13 protein-coding genes are annotated in these 14,795 nt (G+C 47.0%); 4 read left to right on the top strand and 9 right to left on the bottom strand.

Translation table 11 applies throughout. The features are described from left to right. Window positions 1–63: 63 nt before the first annotated feature. The 7 genes from PJK55_RS02675 to PJK55_RS02645 all read right to left on the bottom strand — a co-directional run bounded on the left by PJK55_RS02675 (window position 64) and on the right by PJK55_RS02645 (window position 10,415). The gene (locus tag PJK55_RS02675) at window positions 64–480 is read right to left on the bottom strand and encodes an acyl-CoA thioesterase (RefSeq protein ID WP_271304703.1); all 417 of its coding nucleotides are present in this window, start codon (window positions 478–480) and stop codon (window positions 64–66) included. A gap of 31 nt (window positions 481–511) precedes the next feature. After that, on the bottom strand, window positions 512–2,770 hold the full coding sequence (locus PJK55_RS02670; RefSeq protein ID WP_271304702.1) for an AAA family ATPase: 2,259 nt from the start codon (window positions 2,768–2,770) through the stop codon (window positions 512–514). A gap of 56 nt (window positions 2,771–2,826) precedes the next feature. Then, window positions 2,827–3,504: a hypothetical protein gene (locus tag PJK55_RS02665; RefSeq protein ID WP_271304701.1), complete on the bottom strand. Its 678-nt coding sequence runs from the start codon at window positions 3,502–3,504 to the stop codon at window positions 2,827–2,829. 102 nt (window positions 3,505–3,606) lie between these two features. Next, window positions 3,607–5,172 (bottom strand): BCCT family transporter, encoded by a 1,566-nt coding sequence (locus PJK55_RS02660; protein WP_271304700.1) that lies wholly within the window; start codon window positions 5,170–5,172, stop codon window positions 3,607–3,609. Window positions 5,173–5,296: 124 nt separating this feature from the next. Continuing rightward, complete coding sequence (locus PJK55_RS02655; RefSeq protein ID WP_271304699.1) at window positions 5,297–5,791, bottom strand: DUF3939 domain-containing protein; 495 nt, start codon at window positions 5,789–5,791, stop codon at window positions 5,297–5,299. Window positions 5,792–5,906: 115 nt separating this feature from the next. Then, complete coding sequence (gene acnA / locus PJK55_RS02650) at window positions 5,907–8,621, bottom strand: aconitate hydratase AcnA (protein WP_271304698.1); 2,715 nt, start codon at window positions 8,619–8,621, stop codon at window positions 5,907–5,909. Between the two features lie 195 nt (window positions 8,622–8,816). After that, window positions 8,817–10,415 carry a peptide chain release factor 3 gene (locus PJK55_RS02645; RefSeq protein WP_074033192.1) on the bottom strand — a complete coding sequence of 533 codons (1,599 nt, stop codon included), beginning with the start codon at window positions 10,413–10,415 and terminating at the stop codon, window positions 8,817–8,819. Window positions 10,416–10,593: 178 nt separating this feature from the next. Between PJK55_RS02645 and PJK55_RS02640 the strand changes: the two genes are divergently transcribed. From PJK55_RS02640 to PJK55_RS02630, 3 genes are all read left to right on the top strand, one after another. After that, window positions 10,594–11,025, top strand: coding sequence for a DUF2621 domain-containing protein (locus PJK55_RS02640; RefSeq protein WP_074033193.1), 432 nt, complete (start codon window positions 10,594–10,596; stop codon window positions 11,023–11,025). A 256-nt stretch (window positions 11,026–11,281) separates the two neighbouring features. Then, window positions 11,282–11,611 carry a DUF485 domain-containing protein gene (locus PJK55_RS02635; RefSeq protein ID WP_271304697.1) on the top strand — a complete coding sequence of 110 codons (330 nt, stop codon included), beginning with the start codon at window positions 11,282–11,284 and terminating at the stop codon, window positions 11,609–11,611. Next, on the top strand, window positions 11,608–13,167 hold the full coding sequence (locus PJK55_RS02630; RefSeq protein ID WP_271304696.1) for a solute symporter family protein: 1,560 nt from the start codon (window positions 11,608–11,610) through the stop codon (window positions 13,165–13,167). Before PJK55_RS02635 ends, PJK55_RS02630 begins: the two co-directional genes overlap by 4 nt. Window positions 13,168–13,200: 33 nt before the next feature. Here PJK55_RS02630 and PJK55_RS02625 read toward each other — a convergent pair whose 3' ends face one another. Both PJK55_RS02625 and PJK55_RS02620 read right to left on the bottom strand, forming a co-directional pair. After that, on the bottom strand, window positions 13,201–13,653 hold the full coding sequence (locus tag PJK55_RS02625; protein ID WP_074033875.1) for a CcdC family protein: 453 nt from the start codon (window positions 13,651–13,653) through the stop codon (window positions 13,201–13,203). 19 nt (window positions 13,654–13,672) lie between these two features. Then, window positions 13,673–14,371 (bottom strand): cytochrome c biogenesis CcdA family protein, encoded by a 699-nt coding sequence (locus PJK55_RS02620; protein WP_012726450.1) that lies wholly within the window; start codon window positions 14,369–14,371, stop codon window positions 13,673–13,675. A gap of 188 nt (window positions 14,372–14,559) precedes the next feature. Here PJK55_RS02620 and PJK55_RS02615 point away from each other — a divergent pair, with 188 nt between their 5' ends. After that, window positions 14,560–14,742: an aspartyl-phosphate phosphatase Spo0E family protein gene (locus PJK55_RS02615; protein WP_074033196.1), complete on the top strand. Its 183-nt coding sequence runs from the start codon at window positions 14,560–14,562 to the stop codon at window positions 14,740–14,742. Window positions 14,743–14,795 lie beyond the last annotated feature (53 nt).

Here is a 14,795-nt window from a genome sequence, read left to right as displayed (position 1 = left end):
CTAGATAACAAAAAGTACCGTCAAGATATGATACCATACTGACGGTACGAAGACAGAAGATTCTTAGACAGGATTCATGACGTTCATGTACATGTCATGCCATTTCGGGAATTCTCGATCGAGACGAATCGGTTTGAAATCTCCTCGTTTGACCACAACATGAGTCGTCTTGGCTGTTCCCACGAGCTCACCATCTTGGTTCGTCAACTCATACCCATAAACCGTTCTGATCTTTGAGTATTGGTCGACCCATACGCGCACATGAACCGTATCGCCAAACGTTACGCTTCGCTTGTAATCCATCGATACGTTCGTCACCGGCGAAACGAAACCTGCTTCTTCCATGTCTTTGTATTCGACACCGAGCTGACGTAACAGTTCGGTGCGAGCAATCTCTAGGTACACTAAATAGTTGGCATGATAGACGATTCCCATCATGTCCGTTTCTTGATATCTAACTGGGATTTGAATCGTATGCATTGAATCATCCTTCTTTCCTGTTACTAGTGTATTATAGTTTACTCTTAATATCTACTACTAATAATTGTTGGAGTGAAGTCTCGTTCTCTTCCTCCGACATGAGTCGGTACGATTGACGAGCGATTGACTCATCGATCACAGACAAAGCCGTCCGTGCATTCGCGTGTTTGATTTCACTCAATCGAATCGATAATGCTTCAATCGCTTGTTCGTCCAGCTCGTATCCAAATTGGTTCGCATAGTTCACAGCAATCTCGACTAGTTGTTCTTGCGAATAATCTTCAAAATGAATCGTACGTTTCATGCGACTGCTTAGTCCAGGATTCGATTCAATCAATCGTCTCATCGGACCTTCATACCCCGCAAGGACGACAACAAGGTTTTCGCCATGTTTCGGCATTTCATCGACAAGTGTATCGATTGCCTCTCGACCGTAGTCATTCGCTCCTCCATTCAGGCTGTATGCCTCGTCAATGAGTAATACGCCACCGAGTGCATCACGAATCGCCGCTTTCGTTTTTTGTGCGGTCTGTCCCACATAGCCACTGACCAAATCCGCTCGACTGACAACGTTGACATGTCCACGCTTCAAATAGCCTGTACGCTTCAACATTTGAGCATATAGATATGCAAAAGTTGTCTTACCCGTTCCACTATTCCCTGTGAGTGTCATATGAAGTTGGACGGGTGCTGTCTTCAGACCGAGCGCTTTTCGTCTCTTTTGGATGTTCACGAGTGCTTCAATCTCTGCCAATTGTGCTTTGGCATCTTCCATACCGACAAGGTCGTCCAACGATGTTGGATTCGCATCTTCTTCGGGTTGATCAAAGTCTTCTTCGGTCAAAAGTGCCATCTCGTCTAGAGGGGCATCTGCACCGAAACGAGATCCTTTTTTAAACATCGCATCGAGTAGGATGTTATGAACCGTTCGCGCATTCCCGAACGTCGAATCGACTCGTTCACGGTCAATCCGGGTCAGAAGTGACCGTTTTGCTTCCTCCGTCAACACATAATTATTTTCCTGTGCCACTTTTTCACCGATGGCGACTAATTCCTCATCCCGATAGTTTGGCAACTCGTAGTGATTCGATTCGGGGAATCGTGAGCGTAAACCAGGGTTTGCAAGTAGAAAATGACGCATCTCTTCAGGATAACCGGCCAAGATGACGACAAACTTCCCAGCATATTCGCCGCTCGTCATCGCTGCGACGAGCGTGTCGATTGCAGCTTGCCCATAGTCACTGCCACTCGCATCTTGACGTTTTAGTGCATATGCCTCATCGATGAACAGGACGCCACCTTCTGCTTCTTTGACTTTATTCATCACTTGTTCTTCCGTTTGTCCGACATATGCGCCGACAAGACTAGAGCGATCCGCCTCAACGAGATCTGGTCGACTGAGCAGGCCGAGTTCAAAGTAAATCTCTGCCATGAGTCGAGCAAGCGTCGTTTTCCCGGTACCTGGATTACCCGTAAACACAAGATGAAGAGAGGGTTGGTGCTTCGATGAAAACCCTGCTTTTTCTCGTTCTTTCTGGAAGAGCAGAAAGCGATACCATGCTTTCACACGGTCTTTGATGTCATCTAGACCAATCATTTCCTCAAGTGATTCGATGGCGCTTGAGCGTGTCTCCGTTTTGCGTTCCGGCAGCAACTGACAGATTGCATCGAGTCGCTCTTTGACGAGCACAACGCGTTCACCGAAGCGACGAAACGCTTCTCGACTGAAGTAGTTCCCTTGCATCGATGCGAGTAAAGATGCCGTATCATCCTCTAACGATGCGACTTCCTGCATCGCCTCGATGATGGCCTCAAAGATCTTTTCGAGTTGCCCCCGCCATTCTGAGTCTCGCAAATCAGACTTGGCCGCCTCCACTTCATCGTGAAGTCGGTCGAGTTGGTCAAGTAGTGCAGATGTTTTTGACTCGTATTCCGTCAAAATTTGTACCTTCATTGAGGCGTAATCCGCTTCGCGAAGTGTCGGCCAATCAATTTGGAGCGCTTGCTTTGATCGACGCAACTGCTCGTTCAATTGAAACAGACGTAATTCAGGCGGTAACGCATTCATCGACTCCAATTCTTTCACCCAGCGGTTCAATAACGGGTCCATCGACTCCTTCTGCTCGAGTCGATGTGTAGCAAGCAATGTCAACGAACGAATCAATTCTTCTTCATGCCCAGTCGCACGTGACCAGTGCGCGTAAGATAAGAGCGCCGCCTCATTAATCTTTTCTCCAGCTTCCCAGCTCGTCAAATCCGTTTGAACTTGTTCAACTTGAATTTGTTTCATTCTGTTCTCCCTTTCAGACGACAAGGGAGCCGACATGTTGTCTGCTCCCCATCGGATTATCTTGATTCAAAAGACGTCATCCGAATCGAATGGAACAACTTTCCGTTATTCCGCGATTCTGCCGCAAGCAAAATCCGTTCATTCGCATCGACATAATATGTGACTGTCTCTTTATTTTCTTCTTCACTAAAAATAGATGGATAGTTTTGAACCCATTCTTCAGGAACCGTTTCAGCCGCTTCAGACTTCACATAAGCTTGCGCTGTTCGACCGACTAAATCTGTCTCGCCCTCACTTGACCCGAGTGTGCCATCGTCTAGCCATTTACGAATCTGTTCATTCGTGGCGCGGGATAGGAATGGATGCGGTGCGACTGCTCCGGAATTTGTCTCTTGTCGAAGAACCTCTTCTCCGTCCGGATTAAACTCCAAATACGTTTCTCCGTCCCACTCTGCTTTTGCACCCACGTTTGGTCCCATGACGACTTCTGAGACAAAATGTCCGTTTTCATCATACGTGACAAGGTACTCTCGCTCTTCGAGTGTTTCCCCTTCTTTCGGAAGTTTACGCTCTTGATACCCAATCACGACATTTGAGTAGAACGGTTCAACCTGTTCTCCCTCTTCACCATTCAGATTCATGAGTACGTAAAAATTATAAGCGAGTAATGCCCCGACAATGAGGATGCCGGCCAAAATGACCCAGCTCAACCGTTTTTTTATCTGTTGTTTCATAGCCTATCCTCCTCGTTTCTTCACTTACTATCCTACACTAGCTAAGAGGACAAGCAAAATATTTTTAACCGAAAAAAGGGTCTCATACGAGACCCCTCTAAATTATCCTAATTTGTCTTCATCTTTCTTCTGTGCTTCGAGCCATTTATCTCGTTCATCCGGCTCATCAGCCAAGTCTCTGAACAAGGCGACAATCATAAAGACGAGAACGAAGATGAATGGGAAAGCTGCGAGAATAGCAACAGCTTGCAGGGCAGCCAAACCACCAGCATATAGAAGCACGGCAGCGATAGATGATTGGATCACACCCCATGTCATTTTAATGCCCATTGGCGGGACAAGCTTCCCGTTTGAAGTGAGCATACCGAGTACGTATGTCGCTGAGTCAGCAGACGTGATAAAGAATGTCGAGATTAGGAAGATTGCGACAATACTGAGTACTGTCCCAAAACCACCAAACGTATCGAATAACGCGAACAGCCCGACTTCTGTACCGATTTCGTTCACTTGTCCAATCAAGTCGTATCCACCGAACAAGTCAGCCCAGATAGCTGAGCCACCGAAGACGGAGAACCATAAGAGTCCGAACGATGTAGGGACGAGTAAAATCCCGATAATAAATTCACGAATCGTGCGGCCTTTCGATACGCGTGCGATGAACGTTCCGACGAATGGTGACCACGAGATCCACCATGCCCAATAGAAGATCGTCCAGCCATTGATCCACTCACGTTCAACCGGTTCGAACGCGGCCGTACGGAAACTCATACCAGGAAGTTGTTGCAAGTATGTCCCTACTGTTTGAGTGAACAAGTCGAAGATGAACGCAGTCGGTCCAGCGAACATGGTCGCGACAAGTAAGACAATCGCTAAGAAGATGTTCGTGTTACTTAAAATGCGAATCCCTTTTTCAAGACCTGTTGAAGCACTAATCATATAAAGCACCGTTACGACGGCGATGATGATCAACTGTGTCACGAAGGCGTTCGGTACCCCAGGGATGAGATAATGAAGACCACCGGCAATCTGTTGAGCACCAAAACCGAGTGAAGTCGCTACCCCGAATGCCGTCGCAATGACCGCAAGAATATCGACCGTTTGTTTCACAGGTTGTTCGTAGCGGTTATGGACGAGCGAACCGATTGTCTCCCCAATCGTCGCAGGGCGCCCTTTTCTAAACGTTGAGTATGCGATTGCGAGTGCGATCATCGCATAAATTGCCCAAGGGTGGAAGCCCCAGTGGAAGAATGCATAACGCATTGCAGTACGCGCGTCCCCTTCAGGCGTCAAAGAAGAGAACGGTGGTGAATGGAAATGAAGCAGCGGCTCTGCCGCTCCCCAGAAGATGAGCCCAATCCCCATTCCGGCACTGAATAACATGGCGAACCATGACAAGTAACTGAATTCAGGTCGGTCCGTATCTTTCCCGAGACGAATCGATCCATAGCGAGAAAAGATTAAAAAGATAGCGACAAGTAAGAAGCCGGTCGCACTTAACAGGTAGAACCAGCCCATCCCGTTTGAGAGCCAGCCTTGTAACGTGCTGGTTACATTTAATAGACTAGCATTTCCTAAAATGCTTTCGGGAAATAATCCCCAGATTGTGAATAAGCCAGTTATGATTGCAGAAATGACGAACACAGGCGTCACACGGCTTTTCCGTTCCATAAAATCACTCCTATTTAATTTTCTATTTTCATATACGTTTTCCACCCTAACATACTTTTTAAACAAGTCTCAACCCCAACTGTCCATAAATGTGTCATTTACTGAAAAATAGATAGGTGTCTTGTCAAGAAGATGTTTCCTTCGGTTCAAGCGAGACAATTAACGTCTCATCCACCACATAATAAGGTCTTTTTGGAAGTGTCTTTAAGTAACCTCCCTCTCGAAGACGTGTCAAATCTAGCTGTAGTGCATTTTCAAATTTCCGCAATGGCAATTTTTTCTCTTGATCCATATACAGGTCTAGGGCACGCTGTACTTGGTCCATCTCATAGATGACATCACGCTCTTCTTCCGGAACGATATGAAACGTCTCTTTCGACATATAGAAACGCTGTTTCGGGATTCCGGATAAATGATGCTTCAATCGTTTGGTGTCAATCTCCTGTGTGTCATCTAGTAGGACGGTACGATTTACACCTTTTGGCAACGTCTGTTCATACTCGTGAATCGCGTGGCGTAATTCAGGTAACGAGATGTCGATTTCCCGATCAGGTTCTACCTCTTTTTGTTGTGTCAAACGTTTCCACCAACTCTTACCCTTTTTATTTTCCCGCTCCATAAGCACACCCCTCCCTGTCTTCCTGTTCCCGATTCTTTTAAAACTTTCACCATGAATTCGCATATTCATGAAAAAAACCTTCCTTTTTTCAAAGGAAGGTTTAATAAGCAGTGCCTTACTTAAGTTTGTTACGGAGAACCATTTGTAAGATTCCACCGTGACGGTAGTAATCAATTTCAACTTCAGAGTCGAAACGTGCGATGACTTTGAATTCTGTCACCGTTCCGTTTTCATGTGTCGCTTTTGCGTTCAAGATATCGCGTGGACGTACAGACTCATCGACTTGGATATCGATCGCTTCCTCACCAGTCAATCCGAGTGTCTCTGCTGATTCACCCTCTAAGAATTGAAGTGGAAGGACACCCATCATAACAAGGTTTGAACGGTGAATCCGCTCGAAACTTTGTGCGATGACCGCACGAATGCCAAGAAGGTTTGTCCCTTTCGCAGCCCAGTCACGAGACGACCCCATTCCGTAGTCGTTTCCAGCAAGGACGACAAGTCCAGTACCTTGTTCTTTATACTTCATCGCAGCATCGTACATCGGCATGATCTCACCTGTTGGCCAGTAAGTCGTGAATCCACCTTCTGTACCTGGTGCGACTTGGTTGCGGATACGAATGTTTGCGAACGTACCACGCATCATGACTTCATGGTTACCACGGCGTGAACCGTAAGAGTTGAAGTCAAGTGGCTCTACCCCTTTAGAAAGGAGGTATTGACCAGCTGGTGTCGTCTTCGAGAATGATCCCGCTGGCGAGATGTGGTCAGTCGTGACCGAATCCGCGAACTTCCCGATGACGCGTAAGCCGTTCAATGCATGAACTTCGCCCGCTTCTGGTTCGAGTTGTTCGAAGAATGGTGGGTTTTGGATGTATGTCGACTCATCTGAGAAGTCATACAAGTTACCTTCTGGAACGTCTAGAGCGTTCCAACGCTCGTTACCAGTGAAGACCGTTTCGTATTCTTTACGGAACGCTTCTGGTGACACGACGTCTTGTACGACCATCTTGATTTCATCGTTTGATGGCCAGATGTCTTTGAAGTATACTTCATTTCCATCTTTGTCCGTACCGAACGAATCATTCATGATGTCGAAGTTGACTGACCCTGCGAGTGCGTAAGCGACGACGAGTGGTGGTGACGCCAAGAAGTTCGCTTTCACGAGCGGGTGAACGCGTCCTTCAAAGTTACGGTTCCCAGAAAGGACAGAAGATACGAGCAAGTCGTTCTCCGTGATTGCTTCTTCGACTTCACGGTCAAGTGGACCCGAGTTTCCGATACATGTCGTACAGCCATAACCGACCGTGTTAAAGCCGAGTTCGTCCAAGTAAGAAGTCAAGCCGGCTTTGTCGAGATAGTCCGTTACGACTTTCGAACCTGGTGCGAGTGATGTCTTCACGTATTTTGGAACAGTCAAGCCGCGTTCTACCGCTTTCTTCGCAACGAGTCCGGCACCGACCATAACGTAAGGGTTTGATGTGTTCGTACAGCTTGTGATGGCAGCAATCGCGACATCTCCTGTGCTCATGTCGACGGCGCCATCTTCATAGTTGACCGTCGCCTTCTTCTCGAGTTCCGAACGGTCAAGTCCAAAGCCGCTGTTCCCTGCAGGAGCGCTCAAGCTATCGATGAACGATGTTTGAACGTCTGTGAGGTTGATTCGGTCTTGTGGACGTTTTGGACCCGCAAGTGAAGGTTCAACTTTTGACAAGTCGAGCGTCAACACTTTCGTGAACGTTGGATCTGCTTGGTCTGGCGTGTAGAAGAGGTCGTTCGCTTTCGAGTATTCTTCAACGAGTGAGATCAACTCTTCAGAGCGGCCAGTTGTACGCATGTAGTTCAACGTTTCCGTATCGACTGGGAAGAATCCACATGTCGCACCATATTCTGGCGCCATGTTTGCGATTGTCGCACGGTCTGAAAGTGGCATCGTGTGAAGCGACGGTCCGAAGAATTCAACGAATTTCCCGACTACTTTTTCATGACGGAGCATCTCTGTTACGACGAGTGCTACGTCTGTCGCTGTTACACCAGGGTTGACTTCACCGATGATTTTGACACCGACGACTTCTGGCACTGGGAAGTACGATGGTTGACCGAGCATACTTGCTTCCGCTTCGATTCCTCCAACGCCCCATCCAAGAACACCGAGTCCGTTGATCATCGTTGTGTGCGAATCCGTTCCGACGAGTGAATCTGGATAAGCCACAGTACCTGATGCATCGTTTTTCTCGAGAACGACAGAAGCCAAGTACTCTAAGTTTACTTGGTGCACAATCCCCGTTGCAGGTGGTACGGCACGATAGTTGTCAAACGCCGTCTGAGCCCAACGTAAGAATTTATAACGCTCTTCGTTACGTTCGAATTCAATGTCCATGTTTTTCATCAATGCGCCAGCGAAACCGTACGCATCTACTTGAACAGAGTGGTCAACGACGAGGTCGACAGGGATTTCTGGGTTGATTTTGTTCGGGTCTCCACCGAGGTCCGCCATCGCTTTACGAAGTGAAGCAAGGTCTACGACCGTCGGTACACCCGTGAAGTCTTGAAGTACAACGCGTGCCGGCTTGAACGGTACGTCAATGTCTTTCGAGACGTCGGCAGTACCCCATTTTGCCAAGTTCTCGACATGTTCTTTTGTAATCGCGCGACCGTCTTGTTGACGGAGTACCGATTCGAGAAGTACGCGAATCGAATAAGGTAAACGGCTGATGTTCGTTAACCCTTCTTCTTCTAATTTTTTCAATCGATAAAAATCATACGATTGCCCGTTCGCCTCGAATGATGTCCGAGATGCGAACGCGTCTAAAACATTCGTCTGTTCCATTGCAATTTCCCCCTTTTTGAAAGCGCCGACCACACGACAATGCGTAATCGCTTACTTTTCACATATTTATCATAATACAAGTATAGCGTGACGTAAAATACATTCCGTCACAAATTAGTCATAAGTAAAACTTATCAATTCACTAAAAAAGGGATAAACGACAAAAAAACACCTCAAAACTGAGGTGTTTGCACATTATTCTTCTGTTCCAATCTCTTCGTTGACATCTAAAGCCTCGACGAGAGTCAAATCGTCCGCATGACGTTCGGCGAACCGTTCATACGTGAACTCGTTCGCGAACAGGAAGACCGGACGTTCCCAGCGGTCAGTGACGAGCATGTTCCGTGAGTCTTGGAAAGGTTTCAATGCTTTCAATTCTTTATCTTTTACCCAACGTGCAACGCTGTACGATACAGGTTCCATCCGGATATCTACGCCATACTCATTGTTCAAACGATATTCAAACACTTCGAACTGGAGTTGACCGACCGCACCGAGATAAATTTCATTGTATTCGTTGCGATAAACTTGGATCGCCCCTTCTTGCGCGAGTTGCTCTACACCTTTGTGGAAGTGTTTCGACTTGAGCGAGTTGACTGGTGATACTCGCATAAACAGTTCAGGTGGGAAAGTCGGCAATGCTTCAAAGGCGATCTTTTGTTTGGATGTCGTAATCGTATCCCCGATTTGATACGTACCTGAATCATAGATCCCGATGACATCTCCTGCGAACGCTTGGTCAACCGTCTCACGATCGTTAGCCATGAGCTGCGTAGACTGGCTCAATTTGATTTTCTTACCGGTCCGGGTGAGTGTGACGTCCATTCCTCGTTCGAACACACCCGAACAGATCCGAACGAATGCGATGCGGTCACGGTGCGCCGGGTTCATGTTCGCTTGAATCTTAAAGACGAACCCACTGAAATCTTCTGATGTCGGATTGATTGGACCGACGTTCGATTTACGCGCCTCTGGAGCTGGAGACATCTCCAAATAATGATTCAAGAACGCAGTCACACCAAAGTCAACGAGCGCCGTTCCGAAGAATACGGGCGTCAATTTACCGCTTTGGATCGCTTCCACATCAATCTCATTTCCTGCTCCGTCGAGTAGGTCGATCTCATCGCGAAGATTCGTCAAGTTCTCTTCAGAAAGATGGTCAGCGAGCACCGGGTCGTTTACTCCGTCCTCACTTAGTTGAAGGGTCGACTTGTCTCCGCGGAACAAATGAACTTCATTTTTCATTCGGTCATAAACACCTTCGAACTGCATCCCGCTTCCGATTGGCCATGTGATGGCAACTGAAGGCATGCCGAGCACTTCCTCAAGTTCTTCCATCAATTCAAGCGGGTCTTTTGCTTGTCGGTCCAATTTGTTCATGAACGTAAAGATTGGAATACCGCGCATACGACAAACTTGGAATAGCTTCTTCGTCTGCGTCTCGATTCCTTTCGCGGCATCGATGACCATGACCGCGCTGTCGACAGATGTCAATACGCGATACGTGTCCTCACCGAAATCGTTGTGCCCAGGTGTATCCATGATCGACACGACTTTGTCTTGATAGATGAATTGCATGACAGAAGATGTAACCGAGATTCCACGTTGTTTCTCAATTTCCATCCAGTCTGATTTGGCGTGTTTTGAATTTTTACGCGCTTTGACGGTACCCGCTTCACGAATTGCACCACCGTGCAAAAGTAACTTCTCTGTTAATGTCGTCTTACCCGCATCCGGGTGAGAGATGATGCCGAATATTCGGCGTCTCTCGACTTCTTGTTTCAATTGGCTCATATACGATAGACCTTTCCTTTCTCGACTCACTTCATGCTTATTCTCGTAGCAACGCTATCTATTCTAACGAAATCGATTGAGTTCGTCTATCCTAACGAGACGTACGCCTTTTGCAAATGGATTCTTTTTTGTATACTAACGATGACAGTAAGTGAATGTATAGAACGGGGGAAAGACGATGCCAGAAAACTTGATGATGTATTTCATTGTATTCTGGGGATTCGTCATGATTGGACTCATGACGATTGGCGGGTACTTCATGTTTCGTAAGTTTTTAAAACGAATGCCGAAAGAAGACGGACGTTCCCTTTTAGACATTGAGGATGATTATATAGAGAGAACACGTCACTTATGGACGCCGGAAACGCGGACTCTGTTAGATCGACTCGTTTCACCGGTTCCAGAACTATTTCGAGACGTCGCCATCCGAAAAATCGCAGGCAAAATCGGTCAGTTTGCCCTCGAATCTCGTGCTAAGAAGATGACGACCGAACTCGTTGTAAAAGGATATATCGCTGCAACGCCTAAGCGAGACCACAAATTCCTAAAAAAAGCGCTAGCCGAAGAACAAATCGACTGGACACCTTACGAACACTATTTTCAGCAGTAGACTCTTTCCATCCAGGTTAGAGTTTTTTTATTTTGTCGAATTGTGCATTTTGCCTATTGGGTCGAAAGTACCTTTTCTTCCAATTTTAATTATATAGACATAACGTTCAATATTTGGACAATATTGAAAACGCTTACAACAAATTGGTATGACCAATATTACAATAATGTTAGTGAATTCGACATGAAAAAAAGGCATGACTCCTCTCATTTTTCCATCGCATAATGGATTTATCTTACAGCTTAGGAGGGGTTTTATGCATGATGTGACACAAGTTACCCAAACGACCAGTAGTCATTCCGCTCAGTCGATTACAGAACATGAGACGTTCCACCAATTGATGCGTGAAAAAAATCGTTTTATCGTTCCCGCTATCATCTTCTCACTTATTTTCTATTTCACGCTCCCTGTTTTGACAAGTTACACAACGATCTTGAATACAAAAATTGTTGGTGACATCACTTGGGCTTGGGCGTTCGCCTTCTCCCAGTTTATTATGACGTGGACACTGTGCGTGCTCTATAGTCGTCGTGCCCGGCGCTTTGATGCACTCGTGAGACAACTGAAGGAAGAGGTGAAATCATGAACTGGACAGCAATTGCCCTCTTTACCGCCATTGTCGGTCTCACCCTTGTCATTACATATTTCGCCGCTAGAAAAACGAAAACCGCCAGTGATTTCTACACGGCTGATGGTGGGTTGACTGGTTTCCAAAACGGTCTCGCGATTGCGGGGGACTATATGTCTGCCGCCTCCTTCTTAGGAATTGCAGGCATGATCGCACTCGCTGGATTTGATGGCTTTTTCTATTCCATCGGCTTCCTCGTTGCCTATCTCGTTGTCCTCTATCTCGTCGCGGAGCCACTCCGCAATCTTGGGAAGTATACGATGGCCGACATGATTGCCGCTCGCTTCAATAAGCCACGCGTGCGTGGTGTCGCTGCAATGAATGCCATCGTCATCTCTATTTTTTATATGATTGCCCAGCTCGTCGGGGCCGGTGCACTGATTGAACTATTGCTCGGCATCCCGTATACGACAAGTGTCGTTGTCGTCGGGATATTGATGACGGTCTACGTCGTATTCGGTGGGATGACGGCGACTTCATGGGTACAGATCACAAAAGCCGTCTTATTAATGATTGGGACAGCCATCATCTCATTTCTCGTCTTTGCACGATTCGACTTCTCAATCATGACGATGTTCAATGAAGTGAGCAAAGCCACACCGCTCGGTAGTGACTTCTTGAACCCAGGCAACAAATTCAAGCTCCCGCTCGATACGATTTCGTTAAATATGGCGCTCGTACTCGGTACGGCTGGTCTTCCACACATCTTGATTCGCTTCTTTACCGTCAAAGATGCACCGACGGCAAGACAGTCGGTCGTGTATGCGACGTGGATCATTGGAGCGTTCTACATTTTGACAATCTTCTTAGGTTTCGGGGCAGCAGCTTTTGTCGGACGAGACGCCATTCTCGCCGCGAACCCTGCAGGTAACATGGCGGCTCCTCTCCTTGCGCAAGTACTCGGTGGCGACCTCTTGTTCGCCTTCGTGGCAGCCATCGCATTCGCGACCATTCTAGCGGTCGTCGCCGGGCTCGTCTTGTCAGCCGCATCTGCTTTCGCTCATGACTTCTATGGTCACATTATCCGGAAAGGGGAAGCGACAGAGAAGGAACAAGTAAAAGCCGCCCGGATCGCTTCTGTGGCCGTCGCTCTCGTCTCGATGGGACTTGCGTTCTTCGCTCAATCGATGAACGTAGCGTTTCTCGTGTCACTCGCTTTTGCTGTTGCAGCAAGTGCGAACTTACCAGTCATTCTCTTCACGATTTTCTGGAGACGCTTTAACACAGGCGGTGCAATCTGGGGGATGGTCGTCGGTTTGTTCTCTTCTTTAATCTTGGTCGCACTCAGTCCGAACCTATGGGCACCGGACGGCTCAGCCATTTTCATTGGAGAAGCACTTTTCCCACTCTCAAACCCAGGAATCGTCTCAATCCCACTCGGCTTCCTTGCAGCCATCATCGGTACGCTCGTCACGAAGTCCGACGAAGCCGCAGGAAACTACGAACGGATTCTCGTCAAAGCAAACACGGGAATCGATTCGGAGACGGAAGTGGCTGTCACAAAAGAATCGTAAACAAAAATGGAGCGGCCATGAGCCACTCCATTTTTACGTAATCGCAATTCGTTTATACTTTTGATACATCGCGATTCGCCATGGGACGATCATCCCCCAGGCAATCAGGTAGAACAATCCACCTGTCGAGAAGATATCGACTTCATGACCGACCCAAACTTTCATTGCCGTACGAATCGCAAGTAGCGCGAACACGACGATAAAAAATGCTTTTGAGCGTGACAAGTATACTTCTCCGTCCCGTTTTTCGAAGTTTGACGTTTTGATGAGGAACAGACTAAAGATTAGCCCGACCGCTAACGCCTCAAGTACTTCGACCCACGATAAACGAAATGCGGGAATCAAGAACTGAATCATCCCGGTCGTCATCGCAAGTGGTGGAATTAAGATTTTTTTTGCATTCGTCGGTTTCGCTGATGCTTTCACACGCACGAAACTCGCCACGATACCCATCAATAACGCAACGAGAGTCGACCCCCATAACATTGACATCTCGGTCAACCCCTTAAAATCCGGTGAATCCGACAAGCTCGCTCATCCAAGCAGCGAAGCGGTTCATTCCGTCAAAATATAATAATACGCCGAATGCCATCATTAGATAACCTCCGACTTTTGCAACTTTTGCACTGTTTCGTGCTAAGTACTTGATCTTACCTACAAACGCGACCATCACCAAGAACGGAATCGCGAAACCGATGACATACGCTAACATGTAACCAAGACCTTGGCTCGGGTTGGTTGCCGCAAGTGCAATCACACCTGCTAAAATCGGACCCGTACACGGCGTCCATCCCGCAGCAAAACCAATTCCGATTAATACGGTTCCGAAATAGCCGCTCTTTCGTTCGCCAATGTCCATTTTCTTTTCGCGCATCATAAATTGCGGTTGCCATAGACCGGCCAAAAAGACGCCGAACACGAAAATTAAAATGGCGCCGAACATCCGCAAACTATCTTTATACTGGATGAAGACGTCTGCAATTAACGAGGTCGATAATCCAAGCACAAGAAAGACAATCGAAAAGCCGAACAAGAACGAAAACGTGTGGAACCAAGCTGTACGCTGTTTCAATCCTTCATTTTTTAATTCAGATACGGAAACCCCTGTAATATACGAGAGAAACACTGGATATAACGGGAGCGTACATGGTGACAAAAACGATAAGACGCCCGCCCCAAACGCGAGCCATAATGTGACTTCCATGACGATTTCCACCTTTCACGACCATTATAGCGAAAACCTATTTAAATTGCTCGAATCTTTTCTTTCAGAGCGAAACATCATTTTGTAATTTTTGAAATGGAAATGAAACTTGTCATCTGTAAACGTAGGTGCTAAGATTTGGATATTCTAGTTCGCAAAATTCTAATTTACATGATGGGGGAACGAACGTGGCAGTCACCGCAGCAGATACACTACACCAGGCCATTGAACAGAAACGTGATGAACTGTATAAAATCGCGTCAAAGCACACTTGGACCTCACCAGAAGTCATTCTGGTCAGTCAAGAACTTGACTCTCTCATTACTCGTCATGTCCTATCAAAGCATAAAAAAGATCAGCATTCAAATTGACCTTGATGGCTCGTCACTCTCCGTGGCGAGCTTTTTTTCCATGGAAAAAGGAC

This window comes from Exiguobacterium sp. MMG028 (genome assembly GCF_027947425.1).
Classification (GTDB): domain Bacteria; phylum Bacillota; class Bacilli; order Exiguobacteriales; family Exiguobacteriaceae; genus Exiguobacterium; species Exiguobacterium aestuarii_A.
Note: the sequence above shows the minus strand (reverse complement) of the source record. Positions and strands in the feature narration are given on the sequence as shown.